The 17,049-nt window shown below is 72.3% G+C and carries 14 protein-coding genes; 10 read left to right on the top strand and 4 right to left on the bottom strand.

The features are described 5' to 3' along the window. Positions 1-4: 4 nt before the first annotated feature. The 5 genes from ACTXG6_RS23750 (at position 5) to ACTXG6_RS23770 (ending at position 6,520) form a co-directional block, all read left to right on the top strand. Positions 5-1,810 (top strand): ATP-binding protein, encoded by a 1,806-nt coding sequence (locus ACTXG6_RS23750; protein WP_445181566.1) that lies wholly within the window; start codon positions 5-7, stop codon positions 1,808-1,810. A gap of 165 nt (positions 1,811-1,975) precedes the next feature. Further along, positions 1,976-2,197 (top strand): DUF4332 domain-containing protein, encoded by a 222-nt coding sequence (locus tag ACTXG6_RS23755; RefSeq protein ID WP_445181567.1) that lies wholly within the window; start codon positions 1,976-1,978, stop codon positions 2,195-2,197. Positions 2,198-2,256: 59 nt separating this feature from the next. Further along, a complete protein-coding gene (locus ACTXG6_RS23760; RefSeq protein ID WP_445181568.1) occupies positions 2,257-3,288 on the top strand; it encodes an NADPH:quinone oxidoreductase family protein in 1,032 nt (343 codons plus the stop codon). Beyond that, complete coding sequence (locus tag ACTXG6_RS23765) at positions 3,278-5,164, top strand: ABC transporter ATP-binding protein (RefSeq protein ID WP_445181569.1); 1,887 nt, start codon at positions 3,278-3,280, stop codon at positions 5,162-5,164. Before ACTXG6_RS23760 ends, ACTXG6_RS23765 begins: the two co-directional genes overlap by 11 nt. 195 nt (positions 5,165-5,359) lie before the next feature. Next, positions 5,360-6,520, top strand: coding sequence for an LLM class flavin-dependent oxidoreductase (locus ACTXG6_RS23770; RefSeq protein ID WP_445181570.1), 1,161 nt, complete (start codon positions 5,360-5,362; stop codon positions 6,518-6,520). Between the two features lie 294 nt (positions 6,521-6,814). On the opposite strand, the gene ACTXG6_RS23775 is transcribed toward ACTXG6_RS23770, so the two are convergent. Continuing rightward, positions 6,815-8,575: a DUF4407 domain-containing protein gene (locus tag ACTXG6_RS23775; protein ID WP_445181571.1), complete on the bottom strand. Its 1,761-nt coding sequence runs from the start codon at positions 8,573-8,575 to the stop codon at positions 6,815-6,817. A 188-nt stretch (positions 8,576-8,763) separates the two neighbouring features. Next, complete coding sequence (locus ACTXG6_RS23780) at positions 8,764-9,570, bottom strand: DUF427 domain-containing protein (RefSeq protein WP_445181572.1); 807 nt, start codon at positions 9,568-9,570, stop codon at positions 8,764-8,766. A 130-nt stretch (positions 9,571-9,700) separates the two neighbouring features. On the opposite strand from ACTXG6_RS23780, the gene ACTXG6_RS23785 reads away from it, so the two are divergent. The 4 genes from ACTXG6_RS23785 to ACTXG6_RS23800 all read left to right on the top strand — a co-directional run bounded on the left by ACTXG6_RS23785 (position 9,701) and on the right by ACTXG6_RS23800 (position 13,681). Then, on the top strand, positions 9,701-10,006 hold the full coding sequence (locus tag ACTXG6_RS23785) for an SDR family NAD(P)-dependent oxidoreductase (RefSeq protein WP_445181573.1): 306 nt from the start codon (positions 9,701-9,703) through the stop codon (positions 10,004-10,006). A gap of 60 nt (positions 10,007-10,066) precedes the next feature. Continuing rightward, a complete protein-coding gene (locus ACTXG6_RS23790; RefSeq protein WP_445181574.1) occupies positions 10,067-10,945 on the top strand; it encodes an LLM class F420-dependent oxidoreductase in 879 nt (292 codons plus the stop codon). Between the two features lie 151 nt (positions 10,946-11,096). After that, positions 11,097-12,146 (top strand): polyphosphate kinase 2, encoded by a 1,050-nt coding sequence (gene ppk2, locus ACTXG6_RS23795; protein WP_445181575.1) that lies wholly within the window; start codon positions 11,097-11,099, stop codon positions 12,144-12,146. Next, positions 12,143-13,681, top strand: a complete 1,539-nt coding sequence (locus tag ACTXG6_RS23800) for a CYTH and CHAD domain-containing protein (RefSeq protein WP_445181576.1) — start codon at positions 12,143-12,145, stop codon at positions 13,679-13,681. The genes ppk2 and ACTXG6_RS23800 overlap by 4 nt, the downstream gene beginning before the upstream one ends. 3 nt (positions 13,682-13,684) lie before the next feature. Here the strand turns inward: ACTXG6_RS23800 and ACTXG6_RS23805 are convergent, their stop codons facing one another. Further along, positions 13,685-14,950, bottom strand: a complete 1,266-nt coding sequence (locus ACTXG6_RS23805) for an MFS transporter (protein WP_445181577.1) — start codon at positions 14,948-14,950, stop codon at positions 13,685-13,687. Next, positions 14,947-15,615 carry a GntR family transcriptional regulator gene (locus tag ACTXG6_RS23810; RefSeq protein ID WP_445181578.1) on the bottom strand — a complete coding sequence of 223 codons (669 nt, stop codon included), beginning with the start codon at positions 15,613-15,615 and terminating at the stop codon, positions 14,947-14,949. The genes ACTXG6_RS23805 and ACTXG6_RS23810 overlap by 4 nt, the downstream gene beginning before the upstream one ends. A 205-nt stretch (positions 15,616-15,820) precedes the next feature. On the opposite strand from ACTXG6_RS23810, the gene ACTXG6_RS23815 reads away from it, so the two are divergent. Next, positions 15,821-17,023, top strand: coding sequence for a hypothetical protein (locus ACTXG6_RS23815; protein ID WP_445181579.1), 1,203 nt, complete (start codon positions 15,821-15,823; stop codon positions 17,021-17,023). The last annotated feature ends 26 nt before the right edge of the window (positions 17,024-17,049 follow it).

Genomic DNA, 17,049 nt, shown 5'->3' on the forward strand with positions numbered 1-17,049 from the left:
CGAGGTGGCTCGGCCGCGTCGGGTCGTCCTGCGTGCCACCGGATCGGTGCGGCGGCGGTGGCGGCTGGCACCGCTGCGCATCCGGCTGCTGCTCTCGACGATCGGGTTGCTGGCCGCCGTGTGTCTGGTCGTCGGGTCGATCTCGCTGCTGCTGTTGCGCGGCGTTCTGATCGACCAGCTCGACCAGCAGCTCTCGGTGGCCGCGTACCGGTCCGTGGTGCTGTCCAAGCCGCCGCCCGATCATGCGCCGTCGTCGTCCGGCAACAGCAGCAACAACAGCAACAACAGCAACAACAACAACGGCAACGGCAACGGCAACAACAACAACGACAGCGACTCGCACGGCGGCCCCGACGGTGACGGCGGTGATGCGGACGGCCCCAGGTTCCTGCTGGCGCCCGGCCAGGCCGTCGGCACGCTCGGCGCGCACCTGGTCAACGGCGTAGCCAGCGAAGCCGGTGTACTCGACTCCAGCGGTGTCGCGCACGGGCTGGGACGCCGCGAGGACGGCGCGATCGGCGCGGTCCCGGTCGACGGGCGCCCGCACACCCTGGATATCGGCTGGCTCGGGCCCTACCGGCTGATCGCGCTGCACGGCGCGAACGGCCAGATCGTGATCACCGGGCTGCCGCTGAGCGGGGTGGACGCGGTGCTGTCCCGGTTGGCGGTGATCGAGCTGATGGTCGCCGCCGCCGGTGTGCTGGCCGCCGGTGCCGCCGCCACGATGATCGTCCGGATCACGCTGCGCCCGCTCGCCAGGGTCGCGGTCACCGCCGGCCGGGTGGCCGAGCTGCCGCTGGACCGGGGCGAGGTCGCACTCGCCGAGCGGGTACCTGAGCAGGACACCGATCCGCGCACCGAGGTCGGCCAGGTCGGGGCGGCGCTCAACCGCATGCTGGAACACGTCAGCGGCGCGCTGGAGGCCCGGCACGCGAGCGAGACCCAGCTGCGCCAGTTCCTGGCCGACGCCAGCCACGAGCTGCGCACCCCGCTGGCGGCGATCAGGGGCTACGCCGAGCTGGCGCGCCGGGCCGGACCGGACATCCCGGAGGACACCGCGCAGGCGCTGCGCCGGGTCTCCTCGCAGACCGAGCGGATGACGTCGCTGGTCGAGGACATGTTCCTGCTCGCCCGCCTGGACGCTGGCCGCCCGCTGGCCGCCGACCCGGTCGACCTGACCCAGCTGGTCGTCGACTCGATCAGCGACGCGCATGCCGCCGGTCCGGAGCATCGCTGGAAGTTGCGGATCCCGGACGAGGCGGTGACGGTCACCGGCGATGCGACCCGGCTCGCCCAGGTACTGGCCAACCTGCTGACCAACGCCAGGGTGCACACCCCGCCCGGCACGTCGGTGACCGCCGGCCTGGACACCACGCCCAGCCACGTCATCCTGTCCGTCTCGGACAACGGCCCGGGCATTCCCCGCGCACTGCTGCCGCACGTGTTCGGCCGGTTCGCCCGAGGTGACACGTCACGGTCGCGGGCGGCCGGCAGTACCGGGCTCGGGCTGGCCATCGCGCACGCCGTGACGACCGCGCACGGCGGCACCCTGCGGGTGGACAGCGTGCCGGGGAGCACCACGTTCATGGTGGCGCTGCCCAAGGTCCCCGAATACGCGGACCTCCCGGCGCCGTCGGTGGCCCAGCTCCCGGTGGCCCAGCTCCCGGCGCCGGAGCAGACGGGGCCGGAGCAGGCGGGGCCGGAGCAGGCGGGGCCGGAGCAGGCGGGGCCGGAGCAGGCCGGGCCGTCCGGACCCGTGCTCCCGGACCGCGCATCGGCCGGCCCGCGCCCGGCGTCACCACGATCCTGAGAATTGGCCAAGCGGCGCCGCCCACTGGGCTGGCAGGCTCTGGAGACTTACCGACCGATGCGGCACCATGATCCTCGCGGTGCGCCGATATCCCATATATAGCTGTCCAACGATGCACGGCAACCAGCAGTCGATCACTGTCGATCCCGCGCTGAAGGAGATGTCATGGCCGACCATGTCGAGAACGATCTGGCGAAGCTCAAGGGAATTGGCCCGAAGTACGCCGAGATGCTCAAGGAGGTCGGCGTCGACTCGATCAAGGAGTTGCGACACCGCAACCCGGCCAAGCTGAAGGAAATGATCGAGACCCGGCACGGCAAGGTCGTCGGCCTGTCCGAGAACGAGTGCAAGACCTGGATCGACGAGGCCAAGGAGTTCGCTCTCTGACCCCGACGTAGCCTGCATCGGTACCCGAGCCCTCGGGTCGTGGAGGAAGGACGCCCACGATGCGGGCACTGATCCTGACCGAGCTGGCCGGGCCGCGGGCGCTTCGGTTCACCGACGCCGACGAGCCCGACCCGGCCGGCCGGGTACTGGTCGAGGTGCGTGCCGCCGGTCTGATCTACCCCGACCTGCTGATGTCCTACGGCCGCTACCAGCTGAAGATCCCGCCGCCGTTCGTGCCGGGTTCGGAGATCGCCGGTGTGGTGGTGTCCGCTCCCGAGGGCAGCCGGTTCGCGCCCGGGCAGGATGTCGTCGGGGTGAGCGGTACCGGTGGCTTCGCCGAGCGCGTCGCCCTCCAGGACAGCCAGCTGTTCCCGATGTCGAAGCACCTCGACCACGCGGAGGCGGCTTCGATGTTGGTCAACCACCAGACCGTGCACTTCGCGATGGTCCGCAGGGCCGGCCTGCGGCGCGGGGACACGGTACTGGTGCTCGGACCGGCCGGCGGGGTGGGCTCGGCCGCGGTGGCTGTGGCGAAGGCGCTGGGCGCGCGGGTGATCGCGGTGGTGCACCGGGCCGGCGCCGAGGACTTCCTGCGTGGGCTCGGCGCGGACGAGGTGGTGGCACTGACCGACGGCTGGGCCGCGCAGGTTCGCGAGCTCACCGCCGGCGCGGGGGTGGACATCGTGGTCGACCCGGTCGGCGGCGACGCGTTCGACGACGCGGTGCGGGTGCTGGCGCCGGAGGGACGGCTGGTGGTGCTCGGCTTCGCCGGTGGTGCCATTCCCCAGGCGAAGGTCAACCGGCTGCTGATGCGCAACATCAGCGTCGTCGGAGCGGGGTGGGGGGAGTTCCTGCGGACCCATCCCACCGCGCTGGCGGAGACCGTGGCGGCACTCGACGGGCTCGTGGAGCGGGGTCTGCGCCCGCCCGCGCCGGCGCGGTACCCGCTCGCGCTCGGGGCCGTCGCGATGGCCGACCTGGAGTCCGGGCAGATCCTCGGCAAGGCTGTACTGGTCACCGACGAGCTGGTCACCGACGAGCTGGTCACCGACAAGCTGGTCACCGACAAAGTCACCGACAATGTCGGATGAGCGGATCGGCCGCCGGCTGTGGGCGCTGTTCCTGCCCTACCGGGTGGGCATGGTGGCGATCCTGCTCGCGGTCCTGCTCAGCAGTGGGCTGGGGATCATCACCCCGTTCCTGACCCAGGCGGCGTTCGACAGGGCGCTGTTCCCGACGGCCGGCGGCCCGGTGAACGTCCCGCTGCTCGGCTGGCTGGTCGGCGGCATGATCGCGGTGCCGGTGGTGTCCGCGCTGATCGGCGTGTGGCAGACCTACCAGACCACGCTGCTGGGCAACCGGGTGATGGCCGACCTGCGCGGGCGGCTGTTCGAGCACCTGCAGCGGATGGACCTGTCGTTCTTCACCGCCACCCGCACCGGTGCGATCCAGTCCCGGCTGTCCAACGACGTCGGCGGCGTGCAGAGCGTGCTCACCGAGACGGCGACCTCGATCCTGGGCAACGTCGTCACCGTGGTCGCCGCCCTGGTCGCGATGGTGCTGCTGTCCTGGAAGCTCACCCTCGTCGCGGTGATCATGATCCCGGTGTTCGTGGTGCTGCAGATCCGCGTCGGGCGGGTCCGGCGCAGGCTGGCCGGCCACACCCAGGAGTCGCTCTCGGACATGACCGCGATCACCGAGGAGTCGCTCTCGGTGTCCGGGGTGCTGCTGTCCAAGGTGTTCAACCGGCAGGAGTTCGAGGTACGCCGCTACCGGGCGGAGAACGCCAAGCAGGTCGACCTGCAGGTCCGCCAGGCGATGACCGGGCAGACGTTCTTCGCTGTGGTGCAGACGTTCATGGGAGTCACGCCGGCACTGGTCTACCTGGTCGCCGGGCTGCTCATCGCCGCCGGCAGCGGGGTCAGCGCCGGCACCGTGGTGGCCTTCACGACGCTGCAGGGCCGGCTGCTGTTCCCCACGGTCAACCTGCTGCGGGTGTCGCTGGACGTGCAGACCTCGCTGGCGCTGTTCCGGCGCATCTTCGAGTACCTCGACCTGCGGCCCCGGATCGTGGACCGGCCCGACGCGCGGGAGCTGGACCCGCGCACGGTGCGCGGTGAGCTGTCGCTGCGCGGCGTGTGGTTCGCCTACCCGCCGGCCGAGCGGGACGGGCCCGATCCGGCGGCGGACGGCTCGCCGGCGCGGCCGTGGGCGTTGCGCGATGTCAGTTTCGACGTGCACCCCGGTCAGTTGGCCGCGATCGTCGGCCCGAGTGGGTCCGGCAAGACCACCCTGTCGTACCTGATCCCCCGGCTCTACGACGTGGACCGGGGCGTGGTGTTGCTGGACGGGAACGACGTGAGGGAGCTGACCCAGGCGTCGGTGACCTCGGCAATCGGGATGGTCACCCAGGACACGTACCTGCTGCACGCGACGGTCGAGGACAACCTGCGTTACGCCAAGCCGGACGCCACCCGGGAGGAGCTGGAGGCCGCCGCCCGCGCGGCGAACATCCACGACCGGATCATGTCGTTCAGCGAGGGCTACGCCACGGTGGTGGGGGAGCGCGGCTATCGCCTCTCCGGTGGCGAGAAGCAGCGGCTGGCCATCGCCAGGGTGCTGCTCAAGGACCCGCCGGTGCTCATCCTGGACGAGGCGACCAGCGCGTTGGACACCGCCAGCGAGCGGCTCGTGCAACAGGCGCTGGAGAACGCCACCCGGCAGCGCACCACGATCGCCATCGCGCACCGGCTGTCCACGGTGCTGGGCGCCGACGTCATCCTGGCGGTGGAGAACGGTGAGATCGTGGAGCGGGGCACGCACACCGAGCTGCTCGCCCAGGGTGGGCTCTACGCCCGCCTCTACACCGAGCAGTTCGCCGGTGGCCAGGTCGAGGCGCGCTGCGCGAACGGCGTGGTGTTCCGCGACGGTCACACCCTGGTCACCAGCGCCCGCCCCACCCCCTGACCCCGGTCACGCAGCCCCGCCCACACAGCCTCAGTGGCTCGACACAGCCGCCTGAGCCGCTGTGTCGGCGCCAGACGTGCTGTGTGCGCGGAGGGCCTGTGTGCGCAAGCGCGACGTGCGCGGGCCCGGCGGGTCTGTGATTCTGGCCGTGGGCGCCGGGGTGTCCGGCGTGGTCCTCAACGTGGAGGAGTCAGCGTGTCGCGTCTCCGGTTCGGAATATTCATGGCCCCGTTCCACTCCCCGGTCGGGCAGGACCCGACCTCGGCGTACGAACGGGATCTGGACGTGATCAAGCAGCTGGACAAGCTGGGCTTCGACGAGGCGTGGATCGGCGAACACCACTCGTGCGGGCACGAGACCATCCCGGATCCGATGATCTTCATCGCGCACGCCGCCAACCACACCCGGCACATCCGGCTCGGCACCGGCGTGGTCTCGCTGCCGTACCACAACCCGCTGTGGGTGGCGGACCGCGCGCTGTTCCTGGACCACCTCACCCGGGGCCGCTTCATGCTCGGCCTCGGCCCGGGCGCACTGCCCACCGACGCCACGATGATCGGTATCTCGTTGGAGGATCAGCGGGGTGCGTTGGAGCAGGACGTCGACGTGCTGATGGCGCTGCTGCGCGGGGAGACCGTCTCGGCGCGGACCGGCCGCTACAACCTGGTCGAGGCGCGCACCCAGTACACCGCCTACAGCGACTTCGACATCGCGGTCGCCGCCATCGCGTCGCCGACCGGGCCTCGCACGGCGGCGAAGAACGGCCTCGGGCTGCTGTCGGTCGGGGCCACCGTGCAGGACGGCTTCGACGCGTTGGCGCTGCACTGGGATGTGATGGAACAGCGGTCCGCCGAGTTCGGCCACCGCGCCTCGCGGGAGAAGTGGCGCCTGGTCGGGCCGATGCACCTGGCCGAGACCCGCGAGCAGGCCATCGAGGACGTCCGGTTCGGGTTGGACGACTGGTGCGAGTACACCCAGAACGTGGTGGCCGCGCCGCACTTCCGGGCCGTGGGCGCGTCCTTCGAGGAGCGGGTGGCGTGGGTGAACGAGACCGGCCTCGGCGTGATCGGCACTCCGGACGATGCGGTCGCCCAGGTGGAGCGGCTGAGCAAGCAGTCCGGCGGCTTCGGCGCCTACCTGCTGATGCATCACGAGTGGGCGCGGCCGGAGGCGACCGCGAAGCACTACGAGCTGTTCGCCCGCTACGTCAAGCCCCGGCTGCAGGGCACCACCGCCCGGCTCCAGCAGTCCGAGGACTACGGCCGGACCCGCTGGCAGGAGCTCGACAAGCGCCAGGCCGACGCGATCCAGGCGGCGACCGACCGCCACGCGAAGGAGCGCGCCGAGGCCGGCTGAGTGGGCGTCCGGCCCGGCGTGTTGCGTAGACCTCCGCCGGGCTGGGACTCGGTCTGTGGTCGGGATCGGGCCGCGGCGGTTACAGTCGGTAACTGGTCGATTGAGTCAGGGCTGCTGACCTGGGGGTCGGCTGCGTCGAGGTCGACGTGAGTCTGGTTCGTGGCGAAAAATACCGGACTGACGTTGGTCTCGGTGACGCAAGGGACGTGCTAGGGGCGACATCGGGCCGGTCTGTGGGTGACGGGGCGTTACCGCCCTGCCCAAGTGCCAAATTCTCCACGACCTAGGACCGTCCTAGTGTCCTGAGTCCTCCGACGCCGGCGGGAGCTCGCGGCGGGCCCGGCCCTTGACCGCTCCCCGGCGCCGGCCGGCGACCTCGCCCGGACCCCGGCCGGTGACCTCGGGTTGGGCGGCCGCGTCGGACAGTGCGGCCGCCGACCGGGCCGCCGGCGGGTGGACCACCAGGTCGGCCTCCGCCCAGGTCGTTGCCGGGACGGTCGGTGAACCGACGGCGCCGCCCGCGCCGGCGGGCTCGGCCTCGGCGGCCTCGTCGATCTCGTCGCTGGCGAGGCGGACGGTCCGCTTGCGCAGCATGGTGAACTGGAACTCCTCGACCTCTTCCCACAGGCCGCGGGCGATCTTGATCGACCGGGGCGCGGCGTCGGCAAGGCGGGCCACCGGGGCGGGTACCAGCGGCCGGACCAGGCCGGTGATGGTGCGTACCGCGCTGGGAAGTGGTCCGGGCAACAGGTCGAGTGGGCTGCTCTGCGCGGGCACCAGATCACGCTGTTCGGCCAGGGCAGGGAGCCGGGAACTGGCCAGCTCGCGGCCCGCTGGGACCGGCTCGGGTTCGGCCGGCGCGGTGAGCTCGGCCCGTGTGACGGCCCGGTCCAGCGGCTTGCCCGCGTCGAGCGGGGTGCCCGCGTCGAGCGGGGTGCCTGGCAGGATCGCACTGCCCGCGTCGAGCGAGGCGGCGGACCCGGACGCCAGCAGGGTGCGGTGCCGGTCCAGCTCCAGTGCGGCCCGCAGCTGCGCCCGGCTGATCGCCACCGTGGTGTCGGCCTCCTCCTCGGCCCGGTTGCGCAGCTTGCGGGCGAGGATGCGGCGGTCCTGGTCGGTCTGGCCGCGCCAGCGCCGCAGGATCAGCGGGAGCAGGTTGAGCAGCACGAACAGCACCACGACAGCGGTCCGCAACACGAGCGGCCCTGCCGTGCCGGCGGTGTGCGTGGTGTAGGTGTTCATCGCGGCCCAGCGCGCGTCCAGCCCGGTGTCGGCGGCGGCCAGCGACTCGGCCCTCGCGGTGTCCCGGCCCAGCTCCGCCCGGGCGTCGGCGATGTCCCGGTCGAGGCCGGGGGCCAGCTGGTCGCGGCGCGCGCCGGCCTCGGCGAGGTCGTGCTCGGCGGCGGCCAGCTCGGTGTTCGCCTGCGCCGCCTCCGGGCCGTGCCCCGGGTCGCCGGTGATCTGGGTCGACGGGCAACCGGGTCCCGGGTGGTACTCGCAGCGCGCCACCACCAGGGACCGGTCCCGGCGGGTCGTCGCGGCGTCGACCTGGGTGTCCAGCGCGGCACGGTCGGCCTGCAGGGCACCCAGCTGGCGCGCCTGCGCGGACTGCGACACCGAGGTGCCGGCCCCGTCCAGGGAGCTGTTCAGCTCGCGGTCGATGGCGCCGGCGAAGATGGCCAGCGCGGCCAGCTCACCGAGCAGCACCCCGATGAGCACGGCGACCAGCCCTCGGGCGAGGTCACCGAGCAACCCCCGGGCCCGGCTCAGGGCGGGATCGGCGGGCGCGGTGGCCAGCGTCCGGCCGATCGCGCCGACCAGCAGCCCCGACGCGATGGCGAACAGCCAGCCGGCGGGCCCGGGTACCCCGGCGAGGCCGAGTACGAAGGAGACCACCGAGCCGGCGACGACCGCGTTGAGGGCCACGAAGAAGCCGGCCGTCTGGTAGGCCGACCGCTCGGCGTGGTCGTCGATGTCGCGCCAGTTGCCGCCACCCAGCCAGACCATCAGGTGGGCCAGGCGGGCGAGCGGCGGGGGACTCACGGGGGAGTTCACCGGGTTCTCCTCGGCTGCAGGGTCAGGCTGGAGGGTCAGGCTGGAGGGTCAGGATGGGCCACGTCGACGGGGCCGGCACAGCGACTGCCCATGGTGCGGCGTTGGGCCGAACAGTGGACCGCCGTTGTGCGCGGAGTCACGGCACCGGGGTTCCCGCCGCCGGACCGGGCCGGACGCGGTACACGGCGCTACTCCGCGCGGTTGACCGGGAAGAAGTGGGTACGTGCCCGGGGCAGCCGGACTCCGTCCACCAGGATATCGACCTGCTCGTTGTAGAAGGCCACCAGCCCCGTGATGGGCAGCAGCTGCCGGGTCGGGAAGTCGTAGGCCCAGGCCAGGTCGGGGTGCAGCGTCCCACCGGCGCGGATCGACCAGTAGGCGCTGGTCACGCCCTTGTACGGGCATGCGGTGACCGTGTCGCTCGGCTCCAGGGCGGAAAAGTTCACCTGCGTGCGGTCGAAGTAGTAGCGGGTGGGCAGCCCGGTCTCGAACACCATCACGGTGGCGGCGGACTCGGCCAGCTCGACGCCGTCCAGCTCGACCCGGACCTGGCGGCCCGAGCGCAGCGCGTCGACCCGGGTGTAGGGGTTGCGCGGGTGCACGAACACCTGCTCGTCCTCCTCGAACCAGGAGTCGAGGGCCTCCCAGCGGAACCGCACCAGGCCGTCGAGGCTGTCCCGCCTCGGCTGGGCACCGCCACCCCGCTCGGACTCGGGATAGACCAGCGCGGCACCCGGCCGGGTCAGCTCGCCGACCCGCAGGCCGTACCGGTTGGCCGCCACGCCGGCGACCCGTTCGGTCTGTTCCTCGTCCACGAGCAGGCCGGGCGCCACGTCGGTGAGCGGGACGTAGTACTGGGGGTAGTTCGGCCACTCCCACACGTAGCGCGCGGATGTGGTGTCCACGACGACGGTGCCGCCGAGCAGGGCACGGATCCGCCGGGGCACCGGCTCGACATGGCCGGCCGAAACGATCGTTCGCGGATAGTCGCGCATGGCTACCTCCGATGCCGGCCGTGACGCTACCAACGCCCGACCCGCGTCCGGCCTTGTCGTGATCGGTCGGTAAGGACTCCGCGCTCGCGCGGCGCCGGCAGAATGGGTCGGGAGGGGGTCGTGAACACCGATGACTGATCTGCACGAGGGACGGCTCGTGGGCAGGTTCGCCCTGGTGACCGGCGCCGGCCGGGGGATCGGGCGGGCGATCGCCCACCGGCTCGCGGCGGAGGGGGCGCGACTGGCCCTGGTGGCCCGGTCCGCCCACGAGATCGCCGAGACCGCACGCCAAATCGGCGCCGCCCTGCACGACTACTTCGTGCGGACCCACGCGCGCGGCGCGCTGCTCACGCCGGAGGCTTCGGCGCGGTCGATGGTGGCCCGGCTGGCGGGGCAGGCGACCGGCCAGCTCTGGGACGTGGCCGACCCGCTCTGAGCCACCCGTGGCTGTCCGGAATCCGGGCGGGCCCGCCTCGGCCGTGCCAGGATCGGGACAATGAGATACGCGTTGGGCGGAACCGGGATCTGGGATGCGGCGCTCAGGTTCGGGGATCCCGGCGAGGCAGCCGACTGCGCCGCCGAGATCGAGGAGCTCGGGTACGCCGCGGTGTGGCTGCCCGACGCCGGCGGCGACCTGTTCGGTTCACTCGACAACCTGCTCGCCAAGACGCGCGGCATCACGGTGGCCAGTGGCGTCCTGAACCTGTGGATGCAGGACCCGACCGAGAGCGCCGCGCGCTACCGGGAGCTGGTCGCCGAGTACGGGCGCCGGGTACTGGTCGGCATCGGCGTGAGCCACGCGCCGATCATCAACCAGCTGACCGAGCCCGGGAAGTTCACCAGGCCGCTCGCGAGCATGCGCGCGTTCCTGGACGCGCTGGACGCCGCCCCGGTGCCGCTGTCGGCGGAGGACCGGGTGCTGGCCGCCCTCGGGCCGAAGATGCTGGAGCTGGCCCGCGACCGCGCCGCCGGCGCACACCCGTACCTGGTGAGCCCCGAGCACACCGCCGACGCCCGCGCGGCGCTCGGCCCTGGCCCGCTGCTGGCACCCGAGCAGGGCGTGGTGCTCGAGGCCGACCCGGACCGGGCCCGGGCGATCGCGCGCGGGAAGCTGAGCATGTACTTCGGGCTGCCGAACTACGTCAACAACTGGAAGCGCTACGGGTTCACCGACGCCGACATCACCGGCGGCGGCAGCGACCGGCTGGTCGACACCCTGGTGGCCTGGGGTGACGAGGACGCGATCGCCGCCAGGGTGCACCAGCACCGCGACGCCGGCGCCGACCACGTCTGCGTCCAGGTCCTGACCGAGCGGGAGGGCACGGAGTCGTTCCCGAGGGAGCAGTGGCGGCGGTTGGCCCCGGCTCTGCTGTGAGCTCGCGCCAGTTGAACGACCTGCTAACACCGGGCGAACTCTTGCGGCCGGCACACCGCGTGCTCGTCCCCGGCCATGGACAGTGTCTTTCGGCGGTATCTGGCCCAGGTACCCGATAATGGATTCAGCGCGGCGTGATGGGGGAACGGACATGGCTTCACTTGAGCAGGCTGTCGAGGAGTTCCGGCGCACCCCCCGTGGGGTCGGCCATTCCGAGGCGACCCGCCACGAGCTGCGCGAGGCGTTGCGGTCGGTGGACCTGCTGGACAACTCCCAGGACTGGTCGGTGCGTGAGCTCGACGACGACGACGCGGTGCTGTTCGGTGCGAACGGGCAGGAAATCACCACCTGGAAACAGGACTATCCCTACTCCGAGCGGATGACCCGCGACGAGTACGAGGAGATCAAGCGGGCACTGCAGATCGAGCTGCTGAAGATGCAGTCCTGGGTCAAGGACACCGGTCAGCGGATCGTGGTGCTGTTCGAGGGGCGCGACGCCGCCGGCAAGGGCGGCACCATCAAGCGGTTCACCGAGCACCTGAACCCGCGCGGCGCCCGGGTGGTGGCCCTGGGCAAGCCGACCGAGCAGGAGCGCACCCAGTGGTACTTCCAGCGGTACTTCAACCATCTCCCGTCGGCCGGCGAGATCGTGCTGTTCGACCGGTCCTGGTACAACCGCGCGGTCGTCGAGCGGGTCATGGGGTTCTGCAGCGACGAGCAGTACCAGGAGTTCATGACGCAGGTCCCGAGCCTGGAGCAGGCGCTGGTCGACACCGGTATCCACCTGCACAAGCTGTGGTTCTCGGTGTCCAGGGCCGAACAGCGGACCCGGTTCACCATCCGGGTCATCGACCCGCTGCGGCAGTGGAAGCTCAGCCCGATCGACCTCAACTCGCTGGACAAGTGGGACGACTACACGAAGGCGAAAGAAGACATGTTCCGGGGCACCGACACTCCCGCCGCCCCGTGGACGGTCGTGCGCAGCAACGACAAGAAGCGCGGCCGGATCGCGGCGTTGCGCTGGGTCCTGTCGACGCTGGACTACCCGACCAAGGACCACGACGTGGTCGGCAAGCCCGACCCGCTGATCGTCGGCCCGCCGGAGCAGGTCTACGAGCAGAGCGAACGGGAGCACCGGAACGGCGCTGATCCATCCGGCGGTGTCGCGGCCGAGGTCAAGGCGGGTACGCAAGGGCCATGACCAAGTCGATGAACGTGGTGCGGGAGACCGAACGTAAGTACGAGGCCGCCGACGCGGCCGAACTGCCGGATCCGGCGGGGCTGCTCGGGCTGGACGCCGGTGCCGGCGCCGAGCAACAGCAGCTCGAGGCGGTGTACTTCGACACCTCCGATCTGCGGCTGCTCCGCGCCGGTGTGACGCTGCGGCGCCGCGTCGGCGGCTCGGACGAGGGTTGGCACCTGAAGCTGCCGGCGGGCGGCGACAGCCGCGACGAGCACCGGCTGCCGCTGGCCGGGCACGACCCGGTGGACCCGCCCGCCGAGCTGGCCTCGTTGGTCAGGGTGCACTCCCGGGGCGCCGCGCTCGCGCCGGTCGCGCAGCTGAACACCACCCGCCGGCGCTGGCTGATGTCCGACTCGGACGGCCACGAGGTGGTCGAGCTGGTCGAGGACCAGGTCTCGGCGCACACCATGGGCGCGGAGACCACCGCCGTGTCCTGGCGCGAGGTCGAGGTGGAACTCGCCGAGCACGGCCAGGCGGAGCTGCTCGACCGCATCGAGGCGCAGCTGCTGACGGTCGGGGTGCACCGCTCGCAGTCGAAGTCCAAGCTGGGGCGCCTGCTCGCCGACCGGCTGCCGGCCGAGCCGGAAAAGAAGTCGAAGGTCAAGCCCGGTTCGGCCGGTGCGGTGGTGCTGGACTACCTGCGCGCGCAGGCCGAGCAGATCCGCGCCCAGGATCCGCTGGTGCGCCGTGACGCCCCGGACGCGGTGCACCAGCTGCGGGTCGCCGCGCGCCGGATGCGCAGTGCGCTGCAGGCCTACAGCGAGGTGATCGACGGGGACGCCACCCGGGGTCTCACCGACGAGCTGAAGTGGGTCGGTGGTGAGCTCAGCGCGGCCCGCGACACCGAGGTGATCGAGGAGCGGCTCGTCGAGGCGATCAACGGGCTGCCCGACGAGCTGGTGATGGGCCCGGTGGCCGCGCAGGTCACCCGCACCCTGCAGCGGCGCCGGGCGGAGGGGCAGGAGGTGGCGCTCGCCGCGCTGGACAGCGACCGTTACCTGGCCCTGCACGAGCAGATCGACGCGCTGCTGAGCGACCCGCCGCTGACCCCGAGGGCCAAGCGGCCGGCGGACCGCGAGCTACCCAAGCAGATGGGCAGGGTGTGGCGCCGACTAGCGAAGCGGGTGGTGGCCGCCGAGGCCCTGGATGCCGGCGCGGAGCGGGACATCGCGCTGCACGAGACGCGCAAGGCCGGCAAGAGGCTGCGCTACGCCGGCGAGGTCGCCGAGCCGGCCGTGGGTGAGCCGGCGGCGCGGCTCCAGCTGCACGCCAAGGCCGTCCACAAGCTGCTCGGTGACCACCAGGACTCCGTGGTGGCGCGGCCGGTGATCCGGGAGCTGGCCGGCCAGGCGCATCTCGACGGCGGCAACGGGTTCACCTTCGGGATCCTGCACGGGCTGGAGGCGGATCGCGCCGACCGGGCCGAGCGGGAGCTGCCCGAGGCCTGGAATCAGCTGAGCAGGCCCGAGAACACCAAGTGGCTCAAGTCCTGACTGTCACGGGGTGAGCGCCGGCTCCAGCGGCAGGTGCGCGCGGGAGTGCCGGACGATCACCAGGGTGCCGGTCAGGGCGAGGACGGCGAGCGCGGCCAGTAGGACCGGGTAGCCGGCGACGCCGTTCAGGGCGGCCAGTAGCGAGGGCAGCAGGAACCCGACGTAGGCGAGCGCGTAGTAGATGCCGGTGAGCTGGGCGAGCTCGCCCGGCCGCGCGAGGCGCTGCAGTTCGAGCAGCCCGGACACCACGGCGATGCCGTACGCCGTGCCCAGGACCAGTGCCGTGCCGAGAGCGAGCCACGGCGAACGGAGCGCGGCGGCCACCGCGCTGCACGCGAGCCCGGCGCACATCACGACCATCGACACCACCACGGCCCGGGCGCTGGTGGTCCGGTCCAGCCGCTTGGCGATCGGCTGGATGCCGACCCCGGCGCCGATCGTGCACACGGTGAGCAGCGTGGAGTAGGCCAGCGACCACGAGCCGAGCTTGTCGCTGACGATCTCCGGCATGATCGCGTAGGCCACGCCGGTCGACCCGAAGATCCACGGCGCCATCGGGATGATCACCCGCCGGAACCGGGGGTGCCGGGCGCCGCCGGTGCGCGCGGGGACGGCGCGGGAGCGGTCGGGACCGTCAACGGGTGGCGTGGTCCGCGTCTCCCGGCTGAGCGGCACGAACGCCAACACGGCGACGCAGAGCGCGATGTGCGCCAGGTAGGGCAGCACCATCGGCCAGGGGCCCCACTGGGCGAGAGCGCCGGCCGCGCCGGGCCCGATGCCGAGACCGAGGGTGAGCCAGAGCGCGGCGCGGCGGGTGCCGAGATCGGGGGCACCGGCCGGGTCGGTGTCGGTCAGCTCCTTCACCCAGGTGGAGCCCACCGCCATGGCCACCGCGACCGCCATGCCGGCCACGAACCGACCGGCCGCGAGCCAGGCGACGGCGTGCGCCGCGTGGGCACTGATCGCCATCATGACGCTGGCGAGCAGTGCGAGCCCGGTGCCGAGGATCATCACGGGCCTGCGCCCATAGCGGTTGGACAGGCCACCGGCCAGCAGCAGACTCGGGATCAGCCCGATGACGTAGGCGCCGAGCAGTGCGTCGACAGTGAAGGCTGAGTAGCCCGCCTCCTTGTACATGATCAGCAGTGGGGTGAACTGGTTGCCGCCCCAGCCGCAGCAGAACATCGCGGCGGCGACCGGCGCCCACCTGGCACGGCTCGGCGCCGCGGGCCGCGGTGGGAACTCGCGGCGGGGGTTCCTGGTGCTCATCGGCGGTGTGTCCGATCCAGGTGGGTGCGCAGCGCCGGACCGAACGCCGAGTCGTCCCCCGAGGCGATGATGGTGATCAGCTCCTGGTGCTCGCGCAGGATGGCCGACGGTCGTTCGGGTGCCGGCCCGATGGCCCGGATGTTCATGCGGCGCTGCCGGTCGGCCAGCGTGGCGTAGAAGTCGATCATGAGCTGGTTACCCCCGGCGGCGACGATCGCGCGGTGGAAGGCTTCGTCGGCGTCGGCGAACGCGTGCAGGTCGCCGGACTCGCCGTGTGCCCGCTGGGTGCGCAGTGCGGCCCGGAGTCGCTCCAGCGCGGCCGGTACCAGCTCCGGCTGGCGCACCAGGCGGCGCACCGCGGCCGTCTCGATGGCCTCGCGGGCATCCAGGACGTCCTCGGCCTCGCCGGGCGGTACCGGCAGCACGACGACGCCCCGCTTCGGGATGAGCTGGAGCAGGCCCTCGGTCTGCAGGCGGATGAACGCCTCGCGCACCGGGGTCCGACTCATGCGCAGCCGCTCCGCGATGTCGCCCTCGCTGAACAGGTGGCCGCCCGGGAGCTCGCCGGTGAGGACCAGCTCCTTGGTCAGCGCATAGGCGCGGTCCGCGGCGGGCGGATCGGGTCGCTCGGGGTTGCCGCCCGGCCGGTCGCTACTGGGTGTCACACAGATAGACGCTAGCATAGATACAAGCTTGCATCTAAGAGTCCCTCAGCTGGGCAGGAGTCCCTCAGCTGGGCAGAGCTCCGCTGCCCGGCCGGAAAAGCCAGCGCACCGCCGCGCCGCGGCGTTATCGTGTGCCACACGATCGGGCGAAGGTGGTCAACTGCCCGGTGGCCTGGCCAGCGCGGACCGGCGACGTGGGGGGCTGATGTTCTACGGCGAGCTGCTGGACGCCGAGCTGAGTGACCGCTCACGGGAGGAGACCCGGATCGCCGCCTCGCTCGTCGAGCTGGAGCGCCATCCCGGCCACCGGCTGCTCACCGGCGGTCCGCTCACCGGCGCCACCGCCGCCCGCTGGGCAACCGCCGCGCCGCTGCTGAGCGGGCTGTGGCGGGACTTCGCCCTCTACCGGGACGCGCTGGATACCGCGCGCAGGGTGCGGGGGAGCCGACCCCGGCCGAACGAGACCGCGCTGGCCGAGCTGCACCGAGTGCTCGCGCTGCCCTCGGTGGAGGTCTCCCGTACCGAGGTGGGCCTGTCCGAGCGTGGCCTGACCGGTGCCGCCGAGCGGGTCGAGAAGATCACCCTGGACGAGCTGAGTACCCGAATGCACGCGGCATTCGCCGAGGTCAGCGAACTGGTGACCACCTGCGGGCGGTTGCGCGAGGAGGCGCTGGCCGAGCTGGCGCCGATTGCCGAGCGAGTGCGCGCGGCCGGTCGGCTGGTCGCCGAGCTGGATGTCGGCCAGCCCTCGTTGACGGCGGCCGCCTCGGCGCTGGCCGACCTCGAACGGCGTGCCGGCGCTGATCCGCTGTCGCTGGCCGACGGATCCGGGGGCCTCGGTCGAGAGCTGCCGGCACTGTCCGTCGCGCTGGACGACCTCACGACCCGGCTCACCGCGATCGCGTCGGTCCGCGACGGCTGGGCGGACCGGCTCGCCGAGCTGGACGGCCAGCTGCGCCGGCTCGACGAACTGCGCGCGCGGGAGCGGACGGAGCGGGACCGGGCCACCGAGCTGGTCGCGGCCTCGCTGACCGCGCCGCCGGACCGGCTGCCCGACCTGCTCAGCCGGCGCGCCGGCCTGGAACGGGCAGCGAGCTGGGCGGCCAGGGCGGACACGCTGGGCGAGCTGCGCACGACCGTCGGCGCCGCCGCAGCCGAGCTGGGCGCCGCGGTGGAGCTGGCCACCGGTCTGGTCGAGCGCCGCGCCGAACTGCGCGGCCGGTTCGAGGCGTACCGGGCCAGGGCGCTGCGGCTGGGGCGGATCGAGGAACCCGGGCTGATGCGGCTGGAGGAGGAGATCCGCCGACTGCTGTGGACCCGGCCGGCCGAGCTGGCCGGGGCCACCCGGGCCATCGGCGCCTACCAGCGCCTGCTGCGCCAGGCCAGCGACGCGGGTCGGTCGGCGTGACGGCCAGCGCCGCATCCTGTACCCGG

The sequence above is a fragment of the Pseudonocardia sp. Cha107L01 genome (assembly GCF_052566575.1).

Excerpts from the sequence above, each read along its gene's own strand:
- ACTXG6_RS23765 (WP_445181569.1), top strand. The coding sequence starts at position 3,278 with ATGTCGGATGAGCGGATCGGCCGCCGGCTGTGGGCGCTGTTCCTGCCC.
- ACTXG6_RS23755 (WP_445181567.1), top strand. The coding sequence starts at position 1,976 with ATGGCCGACCATGTCGAGAACGATCTGGCGAAGCTCAAGGGAATTGGC.
- ppk2 (WP_445181575.1), top strand. The coding sequence starts at position 11,097 with ATGGCTTCACTTGAGCAGGCTGTCGAGGAGTTCCGGCGCACCCCCCGT.
- ACTXG6_RS23785 (WP_445181573.1), top strand. The coding sequence starts at position 9,701 with ATGACTGATCTGCACGAGGGACGGCTCGTGGGCAGGTTCGCCCTGGTG.
- ACTXG6_RS23760 (WP_445181568.1), top strand. The coding sequence starts at position 2,257 with ATGCGGGCACTGATCCTGACCGAGCTGGCCGGGCCGCGGGCGCTTCGG.
- ACTXG6_RS23790 (WP_445181574.1), top strand. The coding sequence starts at position 10,067 with ATGAGATACGCGTTGGGCGGAACCGGGATCTGGGATGCGGCGCTCAGG.
- ACTXG6_RS23805 (WP_445181577.1), bottom strand. The coding sequence starts at position 14,950 with ATGAGCACCAGGAACCCCCGCCGCGAGTTCCCACCGCGGCCCGCGGCG.
- ACTXG6_RS23815 (WP_445181579.1), top strand. The coding sequence starts at position 15,821 with ATGTTCTACGGCGAGCTGCTGGACGCCGAGCTGAGTGACCGCTCACGG.
- ACTXG6_RS23780 (WP_445181572.1), bottom strand. The coding sequence starts at position 9,570 with ATGCGCGACTATCCGCGAACGATCGTTTCGGCCGGCCATGTCGAGCCG.
- ACTXG6_RS23800 (WP_445181576.1), top strand. The coding sequence starts at position 12,143 with ATGACCAAGTCGATGAACGTGGTGCGGGAGACCGAACGTAAGTACGAG.